This window comes from Pseudonocardia sp. GCM10023141 (assembly GCF_042653605.1).
The window spans coordinates 104,470-127,248 of record NZ_JBHSIR010000063.1 but is presented as its reverse complement, the minus strand read 5'-3'; the positions used below and the strand labels follow the sequence as shown (position 1 = coordinate 127,248).

At 71.3% G+C, this 22,779-nt stretch carries 22 protein-coding genes; 8 read left to right on the top strand and 14 right to left on the bottom strand.

The window, feature by feature from the left end:
- Positions 1-43: 43 nt before the first annotated feature.
- The 4 genes from ACFPFQ_RS35855 to ACFPFQ_RS35840 are packed head-to-tail and all read right to left on the bottom strand — an operon-like array spanning position 44 to position 5,626.
- Complete coding sequence (locus ACFPFQ_RS35855) at positions 44-1,105, bottom strand: ABC transporter ATP-binding protein (protein WP_379626998.1); 1,062 nt, start codon at positions 1,103-1,105, stop codon at positions 44-46.
- Complete coding sequence (locus ACFPFQ_RS35850) at positions 1,105-3,063, bottom strand: dipeptide/oligopeptide/nickel ABC transporter permease/ATP-binding protein (RefSeq protein ID WP_379626996.1); 1,959 nt, start codon at positions 3,061-3,063, stop codon at positions 1,105-1,107. The genes ACFPFQ_RS35855 and ACFPFQ_RS35850 overlap by 1 nt, the downstream gene beginning before the upstream one ends.
- Entirely contained in the window at positions 3,060-4,091 is a 1,032-nt protein-coding gene (locus ACFPFQ_RS35845) for an ABC transporter permease (protein WP_379626994.1), read from the bottom strand. The genes ACFPFQ_RS35850 and ACFPFQ_RS35845 overlap by 4 nt, the downstream gene beginning before the upstream one ends.
- The gene (locus ACFPFQ_RS35840; protein WP_379626992.1) at positions 4,088-5,626 is read right to left on the bottom strand and encodes an ABC transporter substrate-binding protein; all 1,539 of its coding nucleotides are present in this window, start codon (positions 5,624-5,626) and stop codon (positions 4,088-4,090) included. The genes ACFPFQ_RS35845 and ACFPFQ_RS35840 overlap by 4 nt, the downstream gene beginning before the upstream one ends.
- Positions 5,627-6,038: 412 nt before the next feature.
- Between ACFPFQ_RS35840 and ACFPFQ_RS35835 the strand changes: the two genes are divergently transcribed.
- Entirely contained in the window at positions 6,039-7,292 is a 1,254-nt protein-coding gene (locus ACFPFQ_RS35835; RefSeq protein WP_379626990.1) for a cytochrome P450, read from the top strand.
- A 10-nt stretch (positions 7,293-7,302) separates the two neighbouring features.
- Here the strand turns inward: ACFPFQ_RS35835 and ACFPFQ_RS35830 are convergent, their stop codons facing one another.
- The 4 genes from ACFPFQ_RS35830 to ACFPFQ_RS35815 are packed head-to-tail and all read right to left on the bottom strand — an operon-like array spanning position 7,303 to position 10,396.
- The gene (locus ACFPFQ_RS35830; protein WP_379626988.1) at positions 7,303-7,542 is read right to left on the bottom strand and encodes a biotin/lipoyl-containing protein; all 240 of its coding nucleotides are present in this window, start codon (positions 7,540-7,542) and stop codon (positions 7,303-7,305) included.
- A gap of 23 nt (positions 7,543-7,565) precedes the next feature.
- Positions 7,566-8,579, bottom strand: coding sequence for a thiamine pyrophosphate-dependent dehydrogenase E1 component subunit alpha (locus ACFPFQ_RS35825; RefSeq protein WP_379626987.1), 1,014 nt, complete (start codon positions 8,577-8,579; stop codon positions 7,566-7,568).
- A complete protein-coding gene (locus ACFPFQ_RS35820; protein ID WP_379627103.1) occupies positions 8,572-9,573 on the bottom strand; it encodes an alpha-ketoacid dehydrogenase subunit beta in 1,002 nt (333 codons plus the stop codon). Before ACFPFQ_RS35820 ends, ACFPFQ_RS35825 begins: the two co-directional genes overlap by 8 nt.
- 58 nt (positions 9,574-9,631) lie before the next feature.
- The gene (locus ACFPFQ_RS35815) at positions 9,632-10,396 is read right to left on the bottom strand and encodes an SDR family NAD(P)-dependent oxidoreductase (protein WP_379626985.1); all 765 of its coding nucleotides are present in this window, start codon (positions 10,394-10,396) and stop codon (positions 9,632-9,634) included.
- Positions 10,397-10,564: 168 nt separating this feature from the next.
- On the opposite strand from ACFPFQ_RS35815, the gene ACFPFQ_RS35810 reads away from it, so the two are divergent.
- From ACFPFQ_RS35810 to ACFPFQ_RS35795, 4 genes are read left to right on the top strand one after another with little or no spacing between them, the layout of a single operon-like run.
- A complete protein-coding gene (locus ACFPFQ_RS35810; protein ID WP_379626983.1) occupies positions 10,565-10,885 on the top strand; it encodes an L-rhamnose mutarotase in 321 nt (106 codons plus the stop codon).
- A gap of 43 nt (positions 10,886-10,928) precedes the next feature.
- Positions 10,929-12,608 (top strand): DUF4038 domain-containing protein, encoded by a 1,680-nt coding sequence (locus ACFPFQ_RS35805; RefSeq protein WP_379626981.1) that lies wholly within the window; start codon positions 10,929-10,931, stop codon positions 12,606-12,608.
- Positions 12,609-12,616: 8 nt separating this feature from the next.
- Positions 12,617-13,621 (top strand): zinc-binding dehydrogenase, encoded by a 1,005-nt coding sequence (locus ACFPFQ_RS35800; RefSeq protein WP_379626979.1) that lies wholly within the window; start codon positions 12,617-12,619, stop codon positions 13,619-13,621.
- Between the two features lie 52 nt (positions 13,622-13,673).
- Positions 13,674-14,636: a zinc-dependent alcohol dehydrogenase gene (locus ACFPFQ_RS35795; protein ID WP_379626977.1), complete on the top strand. Its 963-nt coding sequence runs from the start codon at positions 13,674-13,676 to the stop codon at positions 14,634-14,636.
- A 36-nt stretch (positions 14,637-14,672) separates the two neighbouring features.
- Here the strand turns inward: ACFPFQ_RS35795 and ACFPFQ_RS35790 are convergent, their stop codons facing one another.
- Entirely contained in the window at positions 14,673-15,200 is a 528-nt protein-coding gene (locus tag ACFPFQ_RS35790) for a M15 family metallopeptidase (protein ID WP_379626975.1), read from the bottom strand.
- An 87-nt stretch (positions 15,201-15,287) separates the two neighbouring features.
- Here ACFPFQ_RS35790 and ACFPFQ_RS35785 point away from each other — a divergent pair, with 87 nt between their 5' ends.
- Positions 15,288-15,974 carry a response regulator transcription factor gene (locus tag ACFPFQ_RS35785; RefSeq protein WP_379626974.1) on the top strand — a complete coding sequence of 229 codons (687 nt, stop codon included), beginning with the start codon at positions 15,288-15,290 and terminating at the stop codon, positions 15,972-15,974.
- Between the two features lie 11 nt (positions 15,975-15,985).
- Positions 15,986-17,104 (top strand): sensor histidine kinase, encoded by a 1,119-nt coding sequence (locus tag ACFPFQ_RS35780; protein WP_379626972.1) that lies wholly within the window; start codon positions 15,986-15,988, stop codon positions 17,102-17,104.
- A gap of 198 nt (positions 17,105-17,302) precedes the next feature.
- Here ACFPFQ_RS35780 and vanA read toward each other — a convergent pair whose 3' ends face one another.
- Together vanA and ACFPFQ_RS35770 are read right to left on the bottom strand one after the other, a co-directional pair.
- Positions 17,303-18,349: a D-alanine--(R)-lactate ligase gene (gene vanA, locus ACFPFQ_RS35775; protein WP_379626970.1), complete on the bottom strand. Its 1,047-nt coding sequence runs from the start codon at positions 18,347-18,349 to the stop codon at positions 17,303-17,305.
- Positions 18,342-19,328, bottom strand: coding sequence for a D-isomer specific 2-hydroxyacid dehydrogenase family protein (locus ACFPFQ_RS35770; RefSeq protein ID WP_379626968.1), 987 nt, complete (start codon positions 19,326-19,328; stop codon positions 18,342-18,344). Before ACFPFQ_RS35770 ends, vanA begins: the two co-directional genes overlap by 8 nt.
- Positions 19,329-19,479: 151 nt before the next feature.
- On the opposite strand from ACFPFQ_RS35770, the gene ACFPFQ_RS35765 reads away from it, so the two are divergent.
- Positions 19,480-20,847 carry a UDP-N-acetylmuramoyl-tripeptide--D-alanyl-D-alanine ligase gene (locus tag ACFPFQ_RS35765; RefSeq protein ID WP_379626966.1) on the top strand — a complete coding sequence of 456 codons (1,368 nt, stop codon included), beginning with the start codon at positions 19,480-19,482 and terminating at the stop codon, positions 20,845-20,847.
- 25 nt (positions 20,848-20,872) lie between these two features.
- Here the strand turns inward: ACFPFQ_RS35765 and ACFPFQ_RS35760 are convergent, their stop codons facing one another.
- The 3 genes from ACFPFQ_RS35760 to ACFPFQ_RS35750 are packed head-to-tail and all read right to left on the bottom strand — an operon-like array spanning position 20,873 to position 22,763.
- Positions 20,873-21,037 carry a hypothetical protein gene (locus ACFPFQ_RS35760; protein WP_379626964.1) on the bottom strand — a complete coding sequence of 55 codons (165 nt, stop codon included), beginning with the start codon at positions 21,035-21,037 and terminating at the stop codon, positions 20,873-20,875.
- Positions 21,034-21,942: an alpha/beta hydrolase gene (locus ACFPFQ_RS35755; RefSeq protein WP_379626963.1), complete on the bottom strand. Its 909-nt coding sequence runs from the start codon at positions 21,940-21,942 to the stop codon at positions 21,034-21,036. The genes ACFPFQ_RS35760 and ACFPFQ_RS35755 overlap by 4 nt, the downstream gene beginning before the upstream one ends.
- Positions 21,939-22,763: an alpha/beta fold hydrolase gene (locus ACFPFQ_RS35750; protein ID WP_379626961.1), complete on the bottom strand. Its 825-nt coding sequence runs from the start codon at positions 22,761-22,763 to the stop codon at positions 21,939-21,941. Before ACFPFQ_RS35750 ends, ACFPFQ_RS35755 begins: the two co-directional genes overlap by 4 nt.
- Between the last annotated feature and the right edge of the window lie 16 nt (positions 22,764-22,779).

Here is a 22,779-nt window from a genome sequence, read left to right as displayed (position 1 = left end):
TTAGGACGTCGGCGCGGTGGCGAAGTGGTGGGCGCGGTCGCCGTTACGCGACGCCGGCGTTGGCCGCGGCGGGCCGCGGGGCGCGGGCCGGGGGAGCTGCCAGCTCGGCCCAGCGGTGGCAGGCGACCTGGGACCCGTCCGGGGTGGCCTCCAGCGCCGGGCGCACTGTCCGGCAGACGTCGATTGCGTGCGGGCAGCGGGGGGCGAACGGGCAGGCGTCCGCCGCCACCTCGGCGACGGGGCCGGGCTCCGCGCGCACCGCCGACGTCCGCCGCCTGCGCTGCTCCTCCGGGTCGGGCACCGGGGCGGCTGCCAGCAGCGCCTGCGTGTACGGGTGGGCCGCGCGGCCGTAGACGGTGGCCGCGTCGCCCTGCTCCATGATCCGGCCGTGGTAGAGCACGATGATCCGGTGGCTCAGGTGCCGCACGACGGCGAGGTCGTGGGCGATGAACAGGTAGCTGAGGCCGAACTCGTCCTGGAGCTGCCGGAGCAGGTTGAGCACCTGCGCCTGCACGGACAGGTCCAGGGCGCTGACGGGTTCGTCGCAGATGACCAGGCGCGGCTCGACGATCAGGGCGCGCGCGATCGCGATGCGTTGGCGTTGACCACCGGAGAACTGGGCGGGGTAGCGGTGCGCCGCATCGGCGCTGAGCCCGACCTTGTCGAGCAGGGAGCTCACCTGCGCCGTCACCTCGGCCGCGGGCACGCGGTGGTGCACGCGGAAGGTCTCGGCGAGGGTCTGGCCGACGGTGCGCGTCGGGTTCAGCGAGCTGTAGGGATCCTGGAAGACGACCTGGAGCTCGGAGCTCAGCAGGCGGCGCTCGCGATAGCCGGCACGGGTGATGTCGTTGCCGGAGAAGGAGATCGTGCCGGAGGTGACGGGCGTCAGGCCGAGGATCGCGCGGCCGATGGTGGTCTTCCCCGACCCGGATTCGCCCACCAGTCCGACGGTCTCGCCGAGCGCGACCGTCAGGTCGATGCCGTCGACGGCACGCAGCGGTGCCTGCCGGCGGCCGCCCAGGTACTCGACGGTGAGCCCGCGGACGTCGAGCAGCGGATCCACTCCAGCGCGGTGATCGACAGGACGCCGATGCGGTGCCGTCATCAGGTCAGAACTCCTTCCTTGCGCGCGGCGAGCAGGTCGTGGTGGATGCACCGGGTCAGCCTGCCTTCGGCGGGCGCGAGCAGGGCGACGGCGGTGTCGCGGCAGGCAGCGGTGGCGTAGGGGCAGCGCGGGTGGAAGTGGCAGCCGGCGGGCCACTGCCCCGGCTTGGGCACGGTGCCGCTGATCGTCGGCAGCATCCCGGCGCCGATCGCGTTGTGCGGGTTCGCCGCGAGCAGCGCATCGGTGTAGGGGTGCAGGGGCTCCCGGAACATGGCCTGCAGCGATCCCTGCTCGACCACCTGGCCCGCGTACATCACGACGGCGCGGTCGCAGCTGTCGGCGACCACGCCCCAGTCGTGGGTGACGAGCAGGACGGCCATGTTGCGGTCGCGGCGGATGTCGCGCAGGAGATCGAGGATCTCGGCCTGGACCGTCACGTCGAGTGCGGTGGTGGGCTCGTCGGCGATCAGGAGCTTGGGCTCGCCCGCCAGCGCCCGCGCGATCGCCACGCGCTGCGCCATCCCACCGGATAGCTCGTGCGGGTACTTGCGGGCGACCTCGGCGGGGCGCGGCAGCCGGACGCTCTCCAGCAGTCCGACGGCACGGGTGCGGGCCTCCCGGCCCGTGCAGCCGTGGTGCTGCCGGATCGCCTCGGCGAGCTGCCAGCCGATCCGGAACGCCGGGTCCAGGCTGATCATGGGCTCCTGCGAGATCAGCCCGATCTCCTTGCCGCGCAACCGGCGCAGCTCCCGTTCCGGCATCGTGGTCAGGTCGCGACCCTCGAACCAGATCGATCCGGCCGTGACCCGGCCGTTGGCGGGGAGCAGCCCGAGCACCGACATCGCGGTGATCGACTTTCCGCAGCCGGACTCCCCGACGAGCCCGACGCACTCGCCGGCCCGCAGGTCGAGGTTGACGTCGTCGAGCACCGGCTGCAGGCCCTGCGCGGAGGCGAAGGCGACTCCCAGCTGCCGGATGGACAGGAGTGCGTCCCGGGCGGGCGGGTCGCCTGCCGAGGCGGCGAGCGGGGTGGCCACGGGAACGACCGGACGCCGCCGGGCCGGTTGTGGTGACCAACCCTCGGTCGTCGCGTCGCGGGCGATGTCGGCCAGCAGGCCCAGCGCCAGGCCCGTCGCCACGATGGCGATGCCGGCCGGCCAGATCAGCCAGGGCTGGAGCACGATCGCCTTGATGCCGTCGGCGACCATCCCGCCCCAGCTCGGCGCGGGAGCGTCGACGATCAGGCCGAGGAACGACAGTCCGGTTTGGACGACGAGGGCGAACGAGGCGATCAGCGACGCCTGCACGATGATCGGCCCGGCGATCCGCGGCAGGACGTGGCGCACCACGATGTACCCACGGGACAGGCCCGACACCTGCGCGGCGGCGATGTAGGGCTCGCTGCGCACGGCGACGGTGGCCGACCGCACGACCCGCATGAGACTGGGCGCGGTGAGCACGCCGAAGCTGATCATGGCCGCGGTCATGCTGTGGCGGAAGGCCGAGAGCACGACCAGGATGACGACGATCGACGGGATCGAGAACGTCAGGTCGGCGAGCCAGCTGATGACGGCGTCGATCCGCCGTCCGAAGAACCCGGCCACCAGCCCCAGCGGGACGCCGAGCACCAGCACCGCCACGAGCGCCTCGGCGACCCCGAGCAGCGTCGGCCCGGTGCCCACGAGCAGCCGGTCGAGCACGTCGCGGCCGAGGGTGTCGGTGCCGAGCAGGTGGGCGGCGCTGGGGCCCTTCAGGGTGCTCAGCAGTTCGCCCGCGTTCTGGACCGCCACCCCGGGCAGCGCGATCGGCGCGATGATGCCGACGGCGACGATCAGGAGCAGGTAGGCGAGGCAGACGATGGCGAGTGGCCGCCGCAGCACGCGACGGAGTAGGCGCGGCGGGTCCACCTCGTTCGGTGGCGCGCTGCCGGGGGTCGCGGCGCCGTCGATGCTGGTCATGATCGGCTCACCTTCGGGTTCAACCACCGGTAGCTGACATCCACCACGAGGTTGATGACGACCACGATGATCGTGAAGTACACGACGAGACCCAGCACGACGGGGACGTCGCTGCGCTGGGTGGAGTTGACCACCTGGAAGCCCAGTCCGGGCACGGAGAACACCGACTCGACGACGACGGTGCCGCCCAGCAGCGCGACCGCACGCAGGCTGACGACGGTCACGATGCGGATCGCCGAGTTCTTCAGCGCATGGCGGAACGTGAGGGAGCGCGGGCTGATCCCGTTGGCCCGGGCCATCCGGATGTACTCGCTGCCCAGCACGTCGAGCATGACCTCGCGGGTCTGCTTCGCCACCATGGCGACGCCGTCGAGCGACAGCGCCGCGACGGGCAGGGCCAGCGCCACGGCCCAGCGCCACGGCGACTCGCCCAGCGGCACGTAGCCGATGGCGGGAAACCAGCGCAGCTTGACGGCGAACACGGCGATGAGGATCGCGCCCGCCCAGAACGACGGGACGGCGAGCCCGATCAGGGAGAGCCCGTCGACCAGCCTGCCGAGCACGCCGCCGCGCACGGCGCTGACGACACCGAGGCCGACGCCGACGATCGTGGTGACGATCAGGACGGCGGCCAGCAGCGAGACGGTGACCGGCACCCGCTCGTTGATCAGGTCCGTGACGCTGCGCCCGCTGAACAGCGACGCCCCGAGGTCACCGTGCAGGGCGGCGGAGAGCCAGTTCCAGTACTGCTGGTAGACCGGCAGGTCCAGCCCCAGCCGCTGGCGCAGCGCGTCGTAGGCCTCCTGGGTGGAGTCGGGGCCCAGGATCTCCTGGGCCGCGTCCCCCGGCGCGATCGAGATGAGCAGGAACGTCAACGCCGTGACGATCAGCAGCAGCGCCACCGTCGTGAGCAGCCGCCTCAGTACCGTCCGCAGCAGCGTCCGACGGGGCGCTCCGGGCCGCCTGGCCCGGTGGGTCGCCCCGTCGGCAACCGCTGCTCCGGAGGGTTCCCCGGAAACCACAGTCATCCCTTGGGAATCCAATCGATGATGAACGGAGCGGGCTTGCTGAAGCCGAAGTCGATCCCCTCGATGCCCGGCTTGGCGAACCAGACGGAGTCCTGCAGCAGGACCGGGAGCGTCAACGACTGGTCGGTGACGTAGTCGGCCATCTGCGTAAGGTACGGAGCCGGGTCCTTGGCGGCCAGCGTCTCGTTGTAGAGCACATCGAGTTGGGCCGGACGGCCGAGCTTGAACGGGTCGGTGATCGAGACGTTCGACCACATGTCGTTGCCGACGTCCCACGCCATCGACGTCTTGCGCGTCGTGTAGAAGGCCGAGTACACGCCCTTCTTCATCTCGTCGATGAACTGCGCCGCCGGCACCGTCACGACCTCCATGGTCACGCCGACCTTGCGGAGGTTCTCGGCAACGGCCAGCGCCTCGTTCTGGCGGTTGCCCGTGGTCACGGTGACGATCTTGAAGCTGAACCCGTTCGGGTAGCCGGCCTCGGCGAGCAGGGACTTCGCCTTCTCGGGGTCGAAGGGGTACGCGGCGTCGGCCTTGGTCTGGTTCCACGCGTCGTCGGTGTAGTGCGCCGTGATCGGGGCCGCGTAGCCGTTGGCGAGACCCTGCGCGATGGCCTTGCGGTCGATCGCGTAGTTGAGCGCCTGGCGCACCTTGGCGTCACCGAGTGGCTTGACGAGCGTGCCTGCGCGGTCCATGAAGTAGATCTCGGAGCTGCCGAACGGCTTGTGGATGACGTTCAGCCCGGCCGAGACCGCTCCGGCCGCCATCGAGGGCTGCCCCAGCGCCACATCGAGCTGGCCCGTCGTGGCCGCCTGCAGCATCGAGGCGGGATCGACCACGATCTTGATGACGATCTTGCTGAACCGGATCTTGGACTGGTCGTAGTAGTGCGGGTTCGGCACGTAGGTGTTGTGGTCGCCCTCGACCGTCTCCTTCGGGTCGAGCATGTACGGCCCGGCGCCGAAGGTCTGGGTCTTCAACTGGTCGGGCTTGGCGACCGCGGCGGGCGAGCCGATGAGGCCCCAGGTCCACATGTCCGACAGCTGGGTCAGCAGGGTGGGCTCGGGAGCCGCCATGTGCAGCCGGACGATGCTGTCGCCCTCGGTCTCGATCGAGCTGATCTTCAGTCGCTTGGAGAAGGCGCCGCCGGAGTTGGCGTAGTACTCGAGCCAGGTCTTCACCGCCGCCGCGTTGACGGGCATGCCGTCGGAGAAGGCCGCGCCGGTGCGGAGGGTGAGCTCGAAGACCGTCCGCTTGTCGTCGATGTACTTCCACGACGTGGCCAGGCCCGGCGTGAACGACCCGTCGGGCGCGGTGCGCAGCAGCGGGTCGTACGCCAACGTACGGATGATCATGGATCCGTCGTTCCCGCGGTTGTCCAGCGCGGGGTTCAGGTTGGAGAGCGCGGAGTCGATGCCGACGGTGATCGCGGGCTTCTCACCGCTGGGTGCGGTGCCCGGCTGGGCGGAGCTGCAGGCGGTGACCGCGAACAGCACGGCTGCCGCCGCGAGGACGAGTGCTCTCGGCCTGGACATCCACCGGGTACTCATGAGTGCTCCGGCCACGATGATGTTCCCCCCGGGCGCAGAACGATCATGGCAACTCCTTTGTTGGTGGGTATCGACAGCGCGGAGATCGTGGTGAGGGTCGGTCGCGGAAGAGGAAACGTTTCCGATTGCAGGCGCATCGGATCCCGCGGAAGCGGTGCGGGGATGGTCTCGACCGACTCGGACCGCGTCATGGTCTGCCGTTCCTCAGATGTCCTGGTGCCTGCGGGGCTGACGCTTGAACTCTCCACGAACGGGGTGGTAACGTTTCCAATCCGGGGGGAGGGTACCTGCCTCCCGTCGAAGTTGGCAAGAAGTCCTCGGCCACCTGACCGTCGGGAGTGGCCTGCAGCGGCGCCGAAGATCGGCATCTGCGTGATGCTCGTAGGAGGCAGCGACCATGCCCGTAACGACCACCAGCGATCACGATCAGCCGGTCACCCTGCCGACGGTTCGGGCCGGCCTCTTCGATCCGCCGGGGCAGTTGGCACACCTTCGGGAGACGAGCCCGATCCGCCGGCTGGTCTGTCCGGACGGCTCCCTCGGATGGCTGGTCAGCAGCTACGAGCTGGCCAGGACGGTACTGGGCGACACCCGTTTCAGCGCTGTTCCCAATGCCTTTCGGCGCCGCCCGGTGGACACCGCCGACGCCATCACCGCGCACGCGTTCCTCGAGTCCGAACAGGACTCGTCCGTCGTGGCGTCCCGGGTCGGCGGCTTCATCCACATGGACGCACCCGAGCACACCCGGTTCCGGCGGCTGCTCGCCGGGCACTTCACCATGCGGAAGATGAACCAGCTGCGCTCGCGCATCGAGGAGCGGACGCGCACGCAACTGGACCTGATGGCGCAGCTGGGCTCGCCGGTCGACCTCGTGGAGAGCTTCGCGCTGCCGATCCCGCTCGCCACCATCTGCGACCTGCTCGGGGTGCCGGACGCCCACCACGCGACGATGCATCGCTACGTCGCGGCGCTGGAGGATCCCGAGGCCGGGCCGCAGGTGGTCGCCGCCGCCCTGCAGGAGTTCGGTGAGCTGCTCCGGACCGTGGTGCGCGAGCGGCAGGTCCGGCCGGCCGACGACCTGATCAGCACCATGATCGACGGCGGCGACCTGACTGAGGACGAGCTGGTCGGGGTGTCGATCCTGCTGGCCATCGGCGGGCAGCACACCACCTCGAACATGCTGGCGCTCGGGACATTCGCCCTCGTCCACGACCGCCGCCGGTGGGACGCGCTGCGGGCGGATCCCGCGCTGATCGGCAACGCGGTCGAGGAGCTGCTCCGCTATCTCACCGTGTTCCAGCTCGGGGCCTTCACCCGTGCCGCCAAGGAGAACGTGGAGCTGGGCGGGGTGCCGGTCGCCGCAGGCGAGACGGTGTACGTCTCCCTGCAGGCCGCCAACCGGGACCCGGCGAAGTTCGGCGATCCGGATCTGCTCGACCTCGCCCGCGATGCCGGCGGCCATCTCGCCTTCGGCCACGGAATCCACCAGTGCATCGGGCAGCACCTCGCCCGGGCGGAGATGCAGATCGCGTTCGCGGGTCTGATCGAACGGTTCCCGACGTTGCAGGTGGCGGTGCCGGCCGAGGACGTACCGATGCATCCGGGTGACATCGACGTCTGCGGGCCCTACCGGTTGCCCGTGAGCTGGTGACCGGTTCGGGCTAGGCGATCTCGATGACGCAGATGTGGTGCCCGGTCGACACCTCGTCACCGACCTCGACGAGGAGCTCACCGACGACACCGGTGACCGGGCTGACCACTTCGGCGGTGACCTTGTCGGTCTCGGCATTGACGATGGCCTGACCGGAGTGCACCGTGTCGCCCACGGCGACGAGCCACTCGTCGATGACGACGACATCGGTGGTTTCCCCGAGCTTGGGCATCGGGACGTGATGGAGCACGGCTGATCGATCTCCTCGCAATGTCACGCGGTGCCGGCGAGAACGTGCCGGAACATCTCTCGGACGTCGGGTTCCGGACTGGACCTCGCCGTCTGCAGCGCGGTCTCGACCTCTTCCGCGACGGCCTGGCGCAGCTTCTCCAGCGTGTCCTCGTCGGCGTGGCCGCCGGTGACGAGCCGATCGCCGTAGATCGCGATCGGGTCCCGCGCGAGCCAGGCGTCGAGCTCACCGGCGGGCCGGTAGGTGGCGGGGTCGGAGCGGGAGTGCCCCGAGTAGCGGTAGGTCTTCATCTCCAGCAGGGTCGGCCCGGAACCCGACCGGGCCCGCTCGGTCGCCTGCGTCATCGCGGCGACGACCGTGTCGAGGTCCTGGCCGTCGACGACCTCGCCCGGCATCCCGTAGGAGTCGGCGCGCCGCGCGATGTCGTCGATCGCGGTGGTGGCGTCGATCCTGCTGTACTCGCCGTAGAGGTTGTTCTCGCAGACGAAGACCACGGGCAGCGACCACACGGCGGCGAGGTTGAGTCCTTCGTGGAAGGCGCCGATGTTGCTGGCTCCGTCGCCGAACAGGCCGATGGCGATGCCGCCGTCTCCGGCGACCTGCGCGGCCCAGGCCGCACCGGCCGCGATGGGAATGCCGGCACCCACGATGGCCATCGTGGGCATCAGCCCGATCTCGCGGCTCGACAGGTGCATGGATCCGCCGATGCCGCCCACGCAGCCGCCGGTGCGCCCGAGTATCTCGGCGAGCACCTGCTCGGGCCGCATGCCGAGCGCCATCGCGTGGCCGTGCCCCCGGTAGGTGCAGACCAGCTGGTCCGAGGGTCGGGCGACCGCGGCGATGCCGACCGAGACCGCCTCCTGGCCCTGGCACGTGTGGGTGGACCCGGAGACGAGCCCGGCGGCGAACAGTTCTTTGATCGAGTCCTCGGTGCGCCGGATCTCGACCATGCGCCGGTAGCGCTGCAGCGGCTCGGCGAGTGCGGCGCGGCGCTGCAGCGGGGTCTCGGCCTCCAGATCGGACATCGACTCAGGCATCGACGATCTCCTTCCACCAGGGGGTGGGCACCCGGTTGTTGGCGATGAGGTGGGCGATCTGGCTGCTGACGTACCCGGCGTCGGGCACGTAGCGCGACTCCAGAGCGCGGGAGTAGGGCACGGGGATGTCGGGGGAGGTGATGCGCAGCACCGGGGCCCGCAGCTCGCCGAACAGCTCCGTGGCGACGTCGGCGGCAATCCCGGTGCCCCACCCGCCGGTCCACGGGTTGGCCTCGACGATGGCCAGCCGCCTGGTCCGGCGCACCGAGTCCAGGATGGTGTCGCGGTCTACCGGGCTGATCGTCTGGAGGTCGACGACCTCGGCGTCGATCGACCCGAGGTCGGCGGCGGCCAGCGCCGTCGGCACCGTCTGCCCGAGCGCCACGACCGTCACGTCCGCGCCGGTGCGCACGATGCGGGCGCGGCCCAGCTCCGGCAGCGCGAGAGCGGTGTCGACGTCCTCGCGGTCGCCGTAGAGGATCCGCGGCTCCAGGAACACCACGGGGTCCTCGTCGCGGATCGCGGCGCGCAGCAGGCCGTACGCCGACTGGGCGCCGGACGGGGCCACGACCTTCAGGCCCGGCGTGTTGATCAGCCACGACTCGAGCGTCTGGGAGTGCTGCGCTCCGAACCCCAGCCCGGGCCCGGCCGAACACCGCACCACCAGCGGCGCGGTGTACTCGCCACGGGACAGGTAGCGCAGGTTCGCCGCCTCGGTGACCACCTGGTCGAGCGCGACGCCGAGGAACTCGGCGAACATGATCTCGACGACGGGCCGCAGCCCCGCGCTCGCCGCGCCGACGGCGGCTCCGAGGAACCCCATCTCGGCGATCGGGGTGTCGCGGACCCGCTGGGCGCCGAAACGGTCGAACAGCCCCTCCGTGGTCTTGAACACCCCGCCCGCAGCGCCCACGTCCTCGCCGAGCAGGACGACGCGCGGATCCGCGTCCATCTCGTCGGCAAGAGCCGCAACGATGGCCTGGCGCATTCGCATCTTCGGCACGTGGTCTCCCTTCCTCTCATCGGCTGTCGTGTCGCTCGTCGGGTCGGGATCAGTACATGAGAAAGCCCCCGCTGACGTTCAGGGTGGTTCCGGTGATGAACGAGGCGTGGCTGCTGACGAGGAAGACGGCCGCGGCCGCCACCTCGGCGGGCTCGGCGATGCGTCCGAGCGGGGTCTGCTCGGTCATGGTGGCCAGCACCCGCTCGTCGAGGTCATCCAGCAGCATCGACGTGCGCGCCTGGCCGGGCGCGACGGCGTTGACGGTGATGCCGTCGGGCCCGTAGGCGCGGGCCAGGCCGCGTGTCATCGAGACGACACCGCCCTTCGTGGTCGCGTACACCACCGAGCCGCCGTAGCCTCCCGTCCACCAGCCCTGGGACGAGAACGTGACCACCCGGCCACCGTGACCGGCGGTCCGCATCGCGTCCGCGGCGGCACGGCAGAGGAAGAAGGTGCCCTTGAGGTTGACGTCGACCTGCGCGTCCCAGTCGTCCTCGGTGATGTCCGCGACCTGGGCTCGGCGACGCAGGACCGCGGCGCAGTGCACCAGCCCGTAGAGGGGCCCGGACTCCTGTGCGGCGGCGATGAGCTGCGCGTGGGCGCCGATGTCGGCCAGGTCGGCCGCGATGCGCCGCGCCGTCGCCAGCTCCGGCGCGTCGAGAGCGGCGTCGAGCGCCGGCCGGTGCAGGTCGACGGCGACGACCTGGGCTCCGGCCGCGACGAGGCCGGCGACGACCTCCCGCCCGATGCCTCCGGCCGCACCGGTGACCAGCACGACCCTGCCGTCCAGCCCGGCTCCGAGGCTCCATGCCATCCCGTCGCCCTCCGCTACCGTTTGGAATCGTTACCAAGCTACCGGCCGGTCCGTTGCTGTCAAGATGTCGCCGCGAGGTCGAGCCGCACGGACCTGGACCAGGGCCGGGGCTTGCACGCCTTCGACATTCGTGGAATCGTTACCAGCGCCCGGAGCTGGGAGGGAACCATGGAACGCGTCTGCTTCACGATGCAGGTGAGGGCGGGCCACCTCGACGAGTACCGCAGGCGGCACGGGCAGGTCTGGCCTCAGATGCAGGCAGCGCTCCGCGACGCCGGCTGGGGCGATTACAGCCTGTTCCTGCGCGACGACGGGTTGGTGGTCGGCTACGTCGAGACCGAGTCGTTCGAACGGGCGCTGGCGGGCATGGACGGGCTCGAGATCAACCGCCGCTGGCAGCAGGAGATGGCCCCGCTGATCGAGGCGCGGCCCGGGCGGCGGGTCGACGAGTCGCTCGAGCGGCTGCCGGAGATCTTCCACCTCGACTAGGCACCGTGGATCACCGCTGACCCGACCCCCACCGGAGGACCCGATGAGCCCCGCCGCGGCGGCCCCCTACGAAGTGCTGGAGATCCGACTCGGTCCGGCACCCGCCGATGCGTCGGGTACGGGCGTCGACGTCGTCTTCACCGAGCCCGCCGGCCGGGAGCGACGGGTACCGGCCTTCGTCACGGGCGGCGAATGGCGGGTCCGGTATGCGTCGGACCAGCTCGGTACCCACTCCTACCGCGCCTGCCCGGCCGGGGTCGATGCCGCCGATGGCCCCGAACTGCCGGACCCGGGCGAGGTCGAGATCGCCGGAGCGGGCGGCCCGGGAGCGCTCGGGCAGCACGGTCCGTTGCAGGTGGCCGCTGATCAGCGCCACCTGGAGCACGCCGACGGCACCCCGTTCCTCTGGCTGGCCGACACGTGGTGGAACGGGCTCGTCGACCGGCTGTCCGACAAGGAGTTCCGCGAGCTGGCTGCGATGCGCGCGCAGCAGGGCTTCTCGGTGGTGCAGATCGTCGCAGGCCTCTACCCGGAGATGGCGCCGTTCGCGCCCGAGGGGCGCAGCGCCAGCGGGTGGGCATGGCACGAGGACTTCACCGCGCCGAACCCCGACTGGTTCGACGAGGCCGACCGGCGGGTACTCACCCTGCTGGAGCACGATCTCGTGCCCTGCATCTTCGGCTCCTGGGCCTACTACCTGCAGTTCATGGACGTCGAGCAGACGAGCCGGCACTGGCGTGAGCTGGTCGCCCGCTGGGGCGCCTACCCGGTGGTGTGGTGCCTGGCGGGTGAGCCGCCGCTCGTCCTGCCTGCGGAGCTGCTCGCCGGCACCACGGATGCGACGCTGACCGCGGCGGACGCGGTGCGGATGATCCAGGACGAGGCGGCCATCGCCGACCAGCTCGCGCGGCTCAACGAGGTGGCGCGCGCGGTCCGACGGGCCGAGCCCTTCGGGCGTCCGATCACGATCCACTCCTATCCCGCCACCTGCCCGTGGGACTACCTCGACGACGAGAGCGTCGTCGACTTCTGGCTGCTGCAGACCGGGCACTCGGGTCAGAACAGCCTCGAACCGTCCGTGAACGCCGTCCACGAGGCCGTCGAGCACCGTCCGGCCAAGCCCGTGATCAACGGCGAGGTCTGTTACGAGGGCATCTGCGGATCGAGCTGGCACGAGACCCAGCGGTTCCTGTTCTGGAGCCACCTGCTCTCGGGGGCCGCGGGACACACCTACGGTGCGCAGGGCCTGTGGGGGTTCAACACGGCCGAGTACCCCAACGGTCTGCGGGGCCGCTGGGGGGAGCTCGACTGGCCCGAGGCCGCGGAGCTGCCCGGCGCCGCACACCTGGGAACGGGGCGGCGGCTCCTGCTCGACCTCCCGTGGCACGAGTTCACGGCGCACCCGGAATGGATCGAACCCCATCAGGACGCCGACGACCGGTTGCGGCCCTACGCGGCCGGGATTCCCGACGGCGTTCGCGTCATCTACTTCCCGGTGGCGGCCTTCATGAAGCAGCGCCTGGGTTCCCTGCGGCTGCCCGACCTCGGGCGCGGCGCGTGGCAGGCGAACTACGTGAACCCGCGCACCGGCCAGGCCGGGGACCCGTTCGTCGTCGAGCCCGACAGCGACGGCGTCGCCACGGTGCGCGGAGCGACGCCGCTGGCGCACTTCGCCCTGCCGAGCGCGGAGGACTGGCTGCTCGTACTGCGGCCGGCGAGATAGGAGAGGTCATGCGTTCTCGAGCGGTGGTGTTCACCGGGCCCGGTGTGGTCGAGGTCGGTGACGTCGAGTGCCCGGAGCCCGGTGCGGAGGACGTGGTGATCGCGCTGCGGCACTCGTGGATCAGCACCGGCAGCGAGTCGTCCTTCCTGCGCGGTGAACGGATCGCAGGCGACACGCCGCGCGGCGAGGGCGATCCGCTGCCGTTCCCGATGGTGGCGGGCTACCAGAAGGTCGGCACGGTCGTGAGCGTGGGGGAGCGGGTGCTCGGGCTCGAACCCGGTGACACCGTCTTCGCCACCCGGGGCCGGGTCGAGGGGATGACGGAGCTGTTCCCATACGGCGGCCACGTCTCGCCCGCGGTCGTGCCCCGGGCGGCGGTGTGGCGCCTGCCCGATCATGTGGACCCGCTGGCGTTCTCGGGACTCGTGCTCACGCAGGTCGGCTACAACTGCGGCGCGCGACCGCCGGTCGCGGTGGGGGACCCGGCCGTCGTGCTCGGTGACGGGCTGGTCGGGCACTGGGCCGCGCAGACGCTGGCGTGGCGCGGGGCCGAGGTGGTGCTGGTCGGTCGCCACCCCGACCGGCTGGCGCGGTTCGAGCCCGGCCCCCCGCACGCCACCATCGACTCCCGCGTCGTCGAACCGCACGAGTGGCTGGCGAAGCGCTTCCCGGACGGGCTCGCCGTCGTGGTCGACACGGTCGGCAGCATCGCTGCCGTGGAGGCCATGGTGCCGGCGATGCGGCGCTTCGGACACATCGTCTCGGCAGGCTTCTACGGCAACGACGACCGACTGGCGTTGCAGCCGCTGCGGGAGCGTGAGATCACCGTCGACGTCGTCTCCGGCATCGACAAGGGCCGGATGGACATCGCGTTGCAGCTCATCGCGGCCGGTCACCTGCAGACGCTGCCCCTGATCACCCACCACTTCCCGGTCGATCACGCAGCGCAGGCCTGGCAGCTGATCGTCGATCGCGCCGAGCCCTTCCTCGGTGTGGTGCTCGACTGGCAATGACTCCCCGCACGTCACGCTCGGCACATGACGCTCGGCAACGAAAGGACAGCGCATGAAGGCACTGCAGATCACCGGGCCCGACCAGGCGGAGATCATCGAGATCGAGCGTCCCGTTCCCGGCCCGGGCCAGATACTCGTCGAGATCGAAGCCGTCAACACGTGCCCGCAGTGGGACCTGCACATCATGGGCGGCAACTCGATGTTCCCGGGCCGGCCGCTGCACTACCCCTACAGCCCGGGGCAGCCGGGTCACGAGGCCATGGGCCGCGTCGTCGAGGTCGGTGCGGGCGTCGAGGATCTCGTCACGGGTACCCGGGTCGCGGCGTGGAAGGACCCGGGACACGACGTGCAGGGTTCCTACGCCGAGTTCGTGGTTCGTGACGAGGCCGACTTCCTGCGCGTCCCCGAGGAGATCTCGGCGGAGTCGGTGGCCTCGCTCGAGCTGGCGGCCGCCGTGCAGACCGCCGTCGAGTCGCTCCAGCGTTTCGATGCGGTCGTGGGCCAGCGGATCGGCGTGTCCGGTCTCGGGAACGGCGGGCTGATCGCCATCCAGATCGCGAAGGCCGAGGGTGCCCGGGAGGTGATCGGGTTCGATCTCTCGCCTGCTCGCCGAGAGCTGGCGTTGAAGCTCGGCGCCGACCAGGTGTTCGACCCGCGCGAGCTGACCACTCCGGAATCACGCACGAGCGACGAGATGCTCGACGCCGCCGTCGACTGTGCCGGCAACGGGACGTCGGTGCAGTTCCTGATGGACCGCACGCGCCGCGCGGTGGCCCTGTTCGGGGTCCTGCGCGACGACGTCCGCTTCGGCTGGGAGCACTGGCGGCTCGCGCTGTTGGGCCACCCCTCGCCGCCCTACCACCGCGGAACCGCCCAGGCCGCTCTGGATCACATCGTCGCGGGCGAGCTCGACCTCACCGCGCTCGTCTCGCGCACCATGTCCCTGTCCGAGTACAGCGACGGCGTCGCGCTGCTGCGCGAGCAGAAGGCGCTGAAGATCTGCTTCCGACCCTGACCGGTGGCCCTGCTGGTCGGGGCCGTCCTCGGGGAGTCACTGCTGCATCCTGGGGTCGTGCGTGGGGTCGGGGTAGAGGGGCGGGCAGCCGTGCTCGACCGCCTCGGGACGGAGCTCGAAGTGCCAGGGCTCGTTGCGGTAGATCTGGCACAACCCGTACCGGGCGCCGTGCTCCGCCAGCCACTTCGCGGCCTCGACGGGCCCGACGTCGACCGCGTCGCCCCGGACGTGAGCGGATGTGGCGGGGGTGGCCACCCACCGGGCGGCCTCCTGCTCCGAGCCGTACTTCGCGACCGCCCGCCTACGGAGCTGCACCTGGTAGGCCGGGGAACGCCAGCCGCTGTTGACGACGAACCCCACCCCGTCGGTGGCGGCATCGGTGGCGGCCCGGCGCAGGGCACCGCGCAGCGCGGGGTCGAGATTGCCGATGGCCGGGACGTCGGTGTCGAAGACCGTCACCCGGTCGGAGACGACACCGTCGGTTGCGTCGAGGGCGCTCCGGGAACTGCGGACGGTCGATCGGATACGGCGGGCTGCGGTGCGGACGGGTTCGCTGTAGGCCATGGTCCCAGCCAAGGCAGCAGGGCGTTGCCAGCGGGTATGGGCTTTCTGATATGTCGACGATAGGTGCCGGCTCGTAGCATCGTGATCATGCGTGTGTTGATCGTCGAGGACGAGCCCTACCTGGCGGAGGCCATTCGCGACGGGCTGCGCCTGGAGGCGATCGCGGCCGACATCGCCGGCGACGGTGACACGGCGCTGGAGCTGCTGAGCGTCAACGCCTACGACATCGCCGTGCTGGACCGGGACATCCCCGGGCCCTCCGGTGACGAGGTCGCCGAGAGCATCGTCGCGTCCGGCAGTGGCATGCCGATCCTGATGCTCACCGCCGCCGATCGGCTCGACGACAAGGCCTCCGGGTTCGAGCTGGGCGCCGATGACTACCTCACGAAGCCCTTTGCGCTCCGCGAGCTCGTGCTGCGGCTGCGAGCGCTCGACCGCAGGCGTGCCCACAACAGGCCGCCGGTGCGGGAGATCGCCGGTCTGCGGCTGGATCCGTTCCGGCGGGAGGTCTACCGCGACGGGCGCTACGTCGCCCTGACCAGGAAGCAGTTCGCGGTGCTGGAGGTACTCGTCGCCGCCGAGGGCGGTGTCATCAGTGCCGAGGAGCTGCTGGGGCGGGCCTGGGACGAGAACGCCGACCCCTTCACCAACGCCGTGCGCATCACGGTCTCGGCCCTGCGCAAGCGCCTCGGCGAGCCCGCGATCATCGACACGGTGGCCGGCGTCGGCTACCGCATCGACGGCTATCGCATCGACGCTGCCGGTGGCGCGTGAGACCGGCGGCGGTGGAGCGAGCCCCCGGGCTGAGCGTCCGCCTCAAACTCACCCTCAGCTACGCCGGCATCGTCATGCTCGCCGGTGCTCTGCTGCTCGCCGCGGTGTGGGTGTTCCTGCTGCGCTACGTGCCCGAGGTGATCGAGGCTCCGGGGCCCGACGGGCCCGGGGCGTTCGGACCGATGTCCGTGCCCGACCGCGGCGAGCTGCTCCGCGCGTTCGCCCCGAAGGCGGCCGCGGTGATGGCGTTCCTGCTGCTGTTCGGGCTGCTGGGGGGATGGCTGCTGGCCGGCAGCGTGCTCGCGCCGCTGACGCGCATCACGAACGCCGCACGCCTGGCCGCAACCGGGTCGTTGTCGCATCGGATCCAGCTGGAGGGCAGCGCGGACGAGTTCCGCGAACTCGCCGACGCCTTCGACGCCATGCTCGCGCGGCTCGAGGCGCACGACGCCGAGCAGCAGCGGTTCGCCGCCAACGCCTCCCACGAACTGCGCACCCCGCTGGCGATCACGCAGACCCTCCTCGAGGTGGCCCGCAACGACGTGCACCGCGACACCGGTGAGCTCGTCGACCGCCTGCAGTTCGTCAACACCCGGGCGATCGACCTCACCGAGGCGCTGCTCCTGCTCAGCCGCGCCAACCAGCGCTCCTTCACCCGCGAACCCGTGGATCTGTCCCTGCTGGCGGAGGAGGCCACCGAGTCGCTCCTCCCGCTCGCCGAGAAGCGCGGCCTCACCCTCGAGACCTCCGGCGACGTCGCACCCACCGTCGGTTCCCACGCGCTGCTGCTGCAGATGACGACGAACCTGGTCCACAACGCGATCGTCCACAACCTGCGCGACCAGGGCTCGGTGCGGGTCGCGACCAGCGTGTATCCGAAGGCGGTGGTGCTCACGGTCGAGAACACCGGGGAGAAGCTCACCCCGCACCTGGTGTCCACGCTCGTCGAGCCGTTCCGGCGTGGCACCGAACGCGTACGCGCCGACCACGCGGGTGTCGGCCTCGGCCTGGCGATCGTCAAGAGCATCGCCGAAGCACACGACGGGACGCTCTCCCTCGCCCCTCACCCCGACGGCGGTCTCCGCGTCACGGTGCAACTGCCCGTTGCGCCCTCGCACGTCGGCGGCTGAGCGGGGACCTACCGCGGACCGCACTCGACGCCCTGCAACGCGAGAGCCTGGCGCGCCGGTCGGGTGATCAACGCCCACAGGTTCCGGTTCGATCATGAGCCAGTGCGCGCTCGACCACCGGCACGAAGATCAACGCCCACTGGCTCATGGTCAACACCGAACCAGTGGGCGTTGATCATCGAATCCCACCCCGCGATGTCAGCCGTGGCGCAACGTCCCCGCCCGTGCCAGTGCGACCAGCCGGTCGATCAGGTCGCCGAGGGACAGGCCGGCGGCGGCCATCATCCCGGGGTAGCGGCTGTACGAGGTCAGCCCGGGCAGGGTGTTGACCTCGTTGAGGACCACGGCCCCGTCCTCGTCGAGGAACAGGTCCACGCGCGCCAGCCCCCGGCACCCCAGCGCGCGGTACACGGCCTTCGCGGTCTCCTGGACGAGCGTGCGCGACGCCGCCGGGATGTCGGCCGGGACGATCGGCGTCGAGTTCTCCGAACCGCTCTCCGGGGAGCTCTCCTGGTGGATCCGGAAGAAGCCGTGGGAGAGGGCGATGCGATCCACCTCGCCCGCGAGCAGTTCCCCGTCGTTGCCCAGGACGGCGCAACCGACCTCACGGCCGATGACGGCCTCCTCGATCACCACCTTCGTGTCGTATCGGCGGGCGAGGTCGACCGCGCCCGGCAGGTCTTCCGCCCGGGAGACCTTGCTGACGCCGAAGGACGACCCCGAACGGGCCGGCTTCACGAAGACGGGGAAGGGCAGCAGACCGGTGTCGATGGTCTCGCTCGCCGCGACGGTCCAGACGTTCGGCGTGGCGATCCCCGCACCGGCGGCGACGAGGTAGGTGAGGGACTTGTCCATGCACAGCGCAGAACTCTGGACGTCGCAGCCCACGTAGGGGATGCCGGAGAGCTCCAGCAGTCCCTGGATCGCACCGTCCTCGCCGAGCCTGCCGTGCAGCACGGGGAAGATCACGTCCAGGTCGACCGTCTCGTACTTGCCGTGATCCAGCACGAGCAGCCCGGGGGTGGCGCAGTCCGGCGACAGCACGGCCGGGCGGCTGCTGTCGCTCTCCCACCCGGGGTCGGGGCCGTCGCAGAGCAGCCAGGCGCCGTCGCGGGTGATGCCGACGTAGAACGGTTCATACCGTTCGGGATCGAGGTTCCTGGCCACCTCCCGAGCGGATTTGACGGAGATGGGGTGCTCTTCGGAACGGCCCCCGAAGAGGACGGCGATCCTTGTTCTAACCATGGTTCCCGCTCTCGAAGGTGAGGCAGTTGGTGATGCTGTTCTCGACGGTGTCGCGCAGGGCGCGGTCGGTGTAGTACGCGGTGTGCGGGCTGATCAGCACGTTCGGCAGTGCCTGCAGGCGCTGCAGCCGGCTGCTGTTCGGCGGCCTGTTCCGGTGGTCGACGTAGAAGATCCCCTCCTCGCCTTCGAGGACATCCAGTGCCGCGCCGCCGAGCCGTCCGCTCTCCAGCGCCACCACGAGGGCATCGGTGTCGAGGAGTGCGCCGCGTCCGGTGTTGATGAGGAACGCGCCGGCTTTCAGCTGCGCGATCCGGCGCCGGTCGAGGAGGTGATGCGTCTGCGCGGTGAGCGGCGTGTGGAGGGTGACGATGTCGCTGCGGCGGAGCAACCCGTCGAGAGCGACGTGGTCGGCGCCCGATGTCGCGGTCCCGGGCCGGCTGTCATGGGCCAGCATGCGGCAGCCGAAGCCGCGTAGCCGGTCCATGACGGCGCCGCCGATGCGCCCCGTTCCGACGACGCCGACGGTCAGGTCCCGCAACTCCCGCCCGCGGACGTCGGCCAGTCGGTAGTCGTGTTCCGCGGTCCGGCAGACGATGGATCGGGCGTGGCGGACCGCCATCAGCATCAGCATCACCGTGAAGTCGGCGACGCTGTCGGGGGAGTAGTCCACGTTCTCGACGCGGATCCCGACCTGCTCCGCGTAGGTCACATCGATGTGGTTGTACCCGACGCTCCTCGTCGAGATGTACCGGACGCCGGCCGCGCTGAGTGCGTGCAGCGTGGGGTTGGTGACCCGGGCCTTGTGGCCGATGCTGACGCAGCGGTTTCCGGCGGCCAGCTCGCTGTTGTCCTCGGATGCTGCCGCCTCCGTGATCGTCGGGTTGATGGCGAATTTCGGGGTCAACTCCCGGACCATGGCGGCCTCGTCGGGGTCGCATCCGTAGAGGGTGATCCCCGGTGCCGGTTCGCGGTGGGCCATGTGGCCAGCCAAGTGAGGGCGGTGTTGCCGGCACGTATGCGGTTTTCGATACGCCCTGGCAACACCGCCGCGCGTTCTCTCGAGAGATGAGCTGCAGCGCACCGAGCCCCACCGAACTCGACGTCGTCGCCGGGCCACGGGACGCCCGGGCATGATCGCGCTCAGCGTCGCGGAGATCGCCGCAGTTGTGGGTGGCACGGTCCAGGGCGACGGCACCGTGACGGTGACGGCGCCCGCCGTGCTCGACGGCCGCCGGGCCGAGCCGGGCGGGCTCTTCGTCGCCTTCTCCGGCGAGCACGTCGACGGCCACGACTACGCCGAGCAGGCCGGCCGGGCCGGTGCGGTGGCCGTGCTCGGCTCCCGGCCCACCGCGCTGCCCACCGTCGTCGTCGTGGACGTCCGGGCCGCGCTGCAGGCGCTCGCCGCGCACGTCGTGGCCCGGTTGCGCGGCGGGCTGACCGCCGTCGGGCTGACCGGCTCGCAGGGCAAGACCAGCACGAAGGACCTGGTGGCCGCCGTGCTGGCGACCGTCGCACCGACGGTCGCCACGATCGGCTCGCTCAACAACGAGATCGGCGTGCCGCTCACCATGCTGCGCGCCGAGGCGGCCACCCGGTTCCTCGTCATGGAGCTGGGAGCCCGTCGCACCGGTCAGATCGCCGCGCTGACGGGCCTGGTCGCGCCCGACATCGCCGTCGTCCTCAACGTCGGACAGGCCCACCTCGGCGAGTTCGGGTCGCGCGCGGCCATCGCCGAGGCCAAGCGCGAGCTGGTGCAGGGACTGGTGCGCGGCGGAACCGCCGTGCTCAACGCCGACGATCCGCGGGTGGTCGCGATGCGCTCGCTCGCAGGCGGCCCGGTGCTGACCTTCGGCCGGGCCGAGGACGCCGACGTGCGGGTCGTCGACCTGACGCTCGACCGGCTCGGCAGGCCGTCCTGCACGTTGCGGACCGCAGGCGCCTCGGTTCGCGTTGCGCTGCCGCTGGTGGGCGCGCACCAGGCGCTCAACGCGGCGGCTGCCACGGCGGCGGGGCTGGCTGCCGGGGTGCCACTCGAGGTCGCGGCGGCGGCGCTGGCGACCGCCCGGCTGTCGGAGTGGCGGATGGAGCTGCGGGAGCTCCCCAGCGGCGCGCTGCTGGTCGACGACTCCTTCAACGCCAACCCCGACGCGACCCGCGCCGCCCTGGACGCGGTGGTGGCGATCGACGGCACGCGTCGCATCGCCGTGCTCGGCGCGATGCTGGAGCTCGGCGACGGCAGCGCGGCCGAGCACCGCGCCGTCGGGAAGTACGCCGCGTCCCGCGTCGACGTGGTGGTGACCGTCGGTGCGGCGGCCCGGGCGATCGCCGACGGCGCGGGGGAGCGTGCGGTGGTGCTGGCCGACAACCCTGCCGCTGCCGACTGGCTGCGCCGCCACCTCGCCGCGGGCGACGTGGTGCTCGTGAAGGCCTCCCGCGGGGCGCACCTCGACGAGGTCGCCGCCGCGCTCACGGCCGGATCCCCTGTTGCACGGCGGTGAGCGCGCCCGTTGCCGGCGCCGAAGGTCAGGCCGCGCCCATCGCCGCCATCGCCTGCGGGAGGAACGCGCGCAGGGCGTCGAAGTCGTAGAGCCGGTTGACGCCGCTGGGGCTCGGGTGGGTGCCGTTGCGGAACGCCGTCGTGGCGGGCACCCCGGCGCGGCCGAGCGCGGCGACGAAGTCGTCGGTCATGCGGCGGACGAGCACCTCGGTGACGGCGTCGCGGACCGCCGTGACCACGTCGTCGTGCGCGCCCGCCAGGCCGTTGCCCGCCTCGACGTACAGCGAGACGCCGCGCAGCCGCGGTGCCAGCGCGGTCGGGTTGTGGGCCGCCCAGATGTCGTCCTGCAGGAGGCGGTCACCCCGCACGCACGGGCCGAGATCAGCTGGAGCAGGGGCAGTACCGGGAACAGCGCGTCCGAGTTCACCGCGCCGGACAGCGACGCGGCCGCGTCGAACACGCCGGGGTTGCGGGCGGGGTACGACATCGCGCCGAGGCCGCCCATCGAGCTCCCGGCGACCGCGCGGTGACCCGTGGTCCGGAACGTCTGGTCCACCCATGGCAGCAGTTCCCGGATGTGGGAGGTCTCCCAGGCGGGCGGCGGGAACGGGTCCCCGCCGTTCTGCGGGTCGCCCGCGGTGATCGGGGTGCCGTACCAGTCGCTGTAGAGCCCGGACGGGCCGCCGTCGGGCTGCACGAGGATCACCGGCGTGTCCCCGATGACCTGCTCCACCTCGGCGGCGGGCCACGTCGCCGGCGAGTTGTTCGCCCCGTGCAGGTGCACGAGCACCGGGTAGCGCCGCGTCGCAGCGCCGTCGTAGGAGACGGGCAGCGTCACCCGGACGTGGACGAGACCGTCGGGCATGGCGGTGCCGACCGCGGCCGAGCGGAACGCGTACATCGTCGTGCGAGCGTCCACGGGGGTCGCCGACACCGGGGTCAGCCCGACCGCCGGTGGCGCGGTGCGCGGCCGGCAGCGCGGGGAGTCCGGTGCCGCGGTGGGCGGCGTCGACGCGCTGGCCCGGCCCGCCCCGACCAGGCAGGCCGGCAGCGCCAGCGCCGCGACCGTGGCGGTGCCGAGCGTCCGGCCCCTCACGCCGCCCGTCCGGCGTTGGCGGCGATCAGGGCGATGATCTCGGACCAGAGCGCGCGGGGGAGCTCGTGGCCCATCCCGGGGAAGATCGTGAGCGTTGACCCGGGGATCTCCTCGTGCATGGCCTTCGACGCGCTCGCGCTGATCAGGCGGTCGCCGTCGCCGTGCAGGATCGCGGTGGGCAGGGCGACGTCGCGCAGTGCCTCGGTCCGGTCCTTCGCCTCGATGATCGCCTCGAACTGCCGGACGATGCCGTCGGGGTCGTAGTCGCGGTCCCACATGAGGCCACCGAGCTCGCGCAGCCAGTCGAGGTCGGCGGGGTAGCCGGTGGACAGGCACGGCTCCTCGTTGCGGAGGTAGAGCTCCACGGCCTCCTCCCGGGTCTGCGCCCGTGGCATGGCCATCCGGTCGTCGACGAGGTCGGCGCCGGCGAAGTAGGCGGTGCTGGGCGAGGTGTAGAGGAGCGCGAGGGAGCGGACGGCCTCGGGATGGTCCAGCGCGAGCTGCTGGGCGATCATGCCGCCCATCGACTGGCCGACCACGTGGGCGGGGGCGAGGTCGAGCGCGGCGAGCAGGCCGTGGGCGTCGGCGGCCAGGTCGGTGAGGTCGTAGCCACCCTGCGGGAACTTCTGGGACAGCCCGACGTCGCGGTTGTCGAAGCGGACGACGTGGAAACCGGCGTCGGCGATGTGCTGGCAGAGCTCGTGTCGCCAGCCGAGCAGGTGTGCACCGAGGCCCTGGATCAGCAGCAGCGGCGGGCTGTCCGGGTCGCCGAACGTGTCGTAGCAGAGGCGCACCCCGGTGGGTGTGGTGACGATCGGCACGGGGTTCTCCTCGGAT

Excerpts from the sequence above, each read along its gene's own strand:
- ACFPFQ_RS35845 (WP_379626994.1), bottom strand. The coding sequence starts at position 4,091 with ATGACTGTGGTTTCCGGGGAACCCTCCGGAGCAGCGGTTGCCGACGGG.
- ACFPFQ_RS35850 (WP_379626996.1), bottom strand. The coding sequence starts at position 3,063 with ATGACCAGCATCGACGGCGCCGCGACCCCCGGCAGCGCGCCACCGAAC.
- vanA (WP_379626970.1), bottom strand. The coding sequence starts at position 18,349 with ATGGTTAGAACAAGGATCGCCGTCCTCTTCGGGGGCCGTTCCGAAGAG.
- ACFPFQ_RS35760 (WP_379626964.1), bottom strand. The coding sequence starts at position 21,037 with ATGACCGACGACTTCGTCGCCGCGCTCGGCCGCGCCGGGGTGCCCGCC.
- ACFPFQ_RS35855 (WP_379626998.1), bottom strand. The coding sequence starts at position 1,105 with ATGACGGCACCGCATCGGCGTCCTGTCGATCACCGCGCTGGAGTGGAT.
- ACFPFQ_RS35785 (WP_379626974.1), top strand. The coding sequence starts at position 15,288 with ATGCGTGTGTTGATCGTCGAGGACGAGCCCTACCTGGCGGAGGCCATT.
- ACFPFQ_RS35835 (WP_379626990.1), top strand. The coding sequence starts at position 6,039 with ATGCCCGTAACGACCACCAGCGATCACGATCAGCCGGTCACCCTGCCG.
- ACFPFQ_RS35770 (WP_379626968.1), bottom strand. The coding sequence starts at position 19,328 with ATGGCCCACCGCGAACCGGCACCGGGGATCACCCTCTACGGATGCGAC.
- ACFPFQ_RS35795 (WP_379626977.1), top strand. The coding sequence starts at position 13,674 with ATGAAGGCACTGCAGATCACCGGGCCCGACCAGGCGGAGATCATCGAG.
- ACFPFQ_RS35815 (WP_379626985.1), bottom strand. The coding sequence starts at position 10,396 with ATGGCATGGAGCCTCGGAGCCGGGCTGGACGGCAGGGTCGTGCTGGTC.
- ACFPFQ_RS35825 (WP_379626987.1), bottom strand. The coding sequence starts at position 8,579 with ATGCCTGAGTCGATGTCCGATCTGGAGGCCGAGACCCCGCTGCAGCGC.
- ACFPFQ_RS35765 (WP_379626966.1), top strand. The coding sequence starts at position 19,480 with ATGATCGCGCTCAGCGTCGCGGAGATCGCCGCAGTTGTGGGTGGCACG.
- ACFPFQ_RS35790 (WP_379626975.1), bottom strand. The coding sequence starts at position 15,200 with ATGGCCTACAGCGAACCCGTCCGCACCGCAGCCCGCCGTATCCGATCG.
- ACFPFQ_RS35820 (WP_379627103.1), bottom strand. The coding sequence starts at position 9,573 with ATGCGAATGCGCCAGGCCATCGTTGCGGCTCTTGCCGACGAGATGGAC.
- ACFPFQ_RS35810 (WP_379626983.1), top strand. The coding sequence starts at position 10,565 with ATGGAACGCGTCTGCTTCACGATGCAGGTGAGGGCGGGCCACCTCGAC.
- ACFPFQ_RS35805 (WP_379626981.1), top strand. The coding sequence starts at position 10,929 with ATGAGCCCCGCCGCGGCGGCCCCCTACGAAGTGCTGGAGATCCGACTC.
- ACFPFQ_RS35840 (WP_379626992.1), bottom strand. The coding sequence starts at position 5,626 with ATGTCCAGGCCGAGAGCACTCGTCCTCGCGGCGGCAGCCGTGCTGTTC.
- ACFPFQ_RS35800 (WP_379626979.1), top strand. The coding sequence starts at position 12,617 with ATGCGTTCTCGAGCGGTGGTGTTCACCGGGCCCGGTGTGGTCGAGGTC.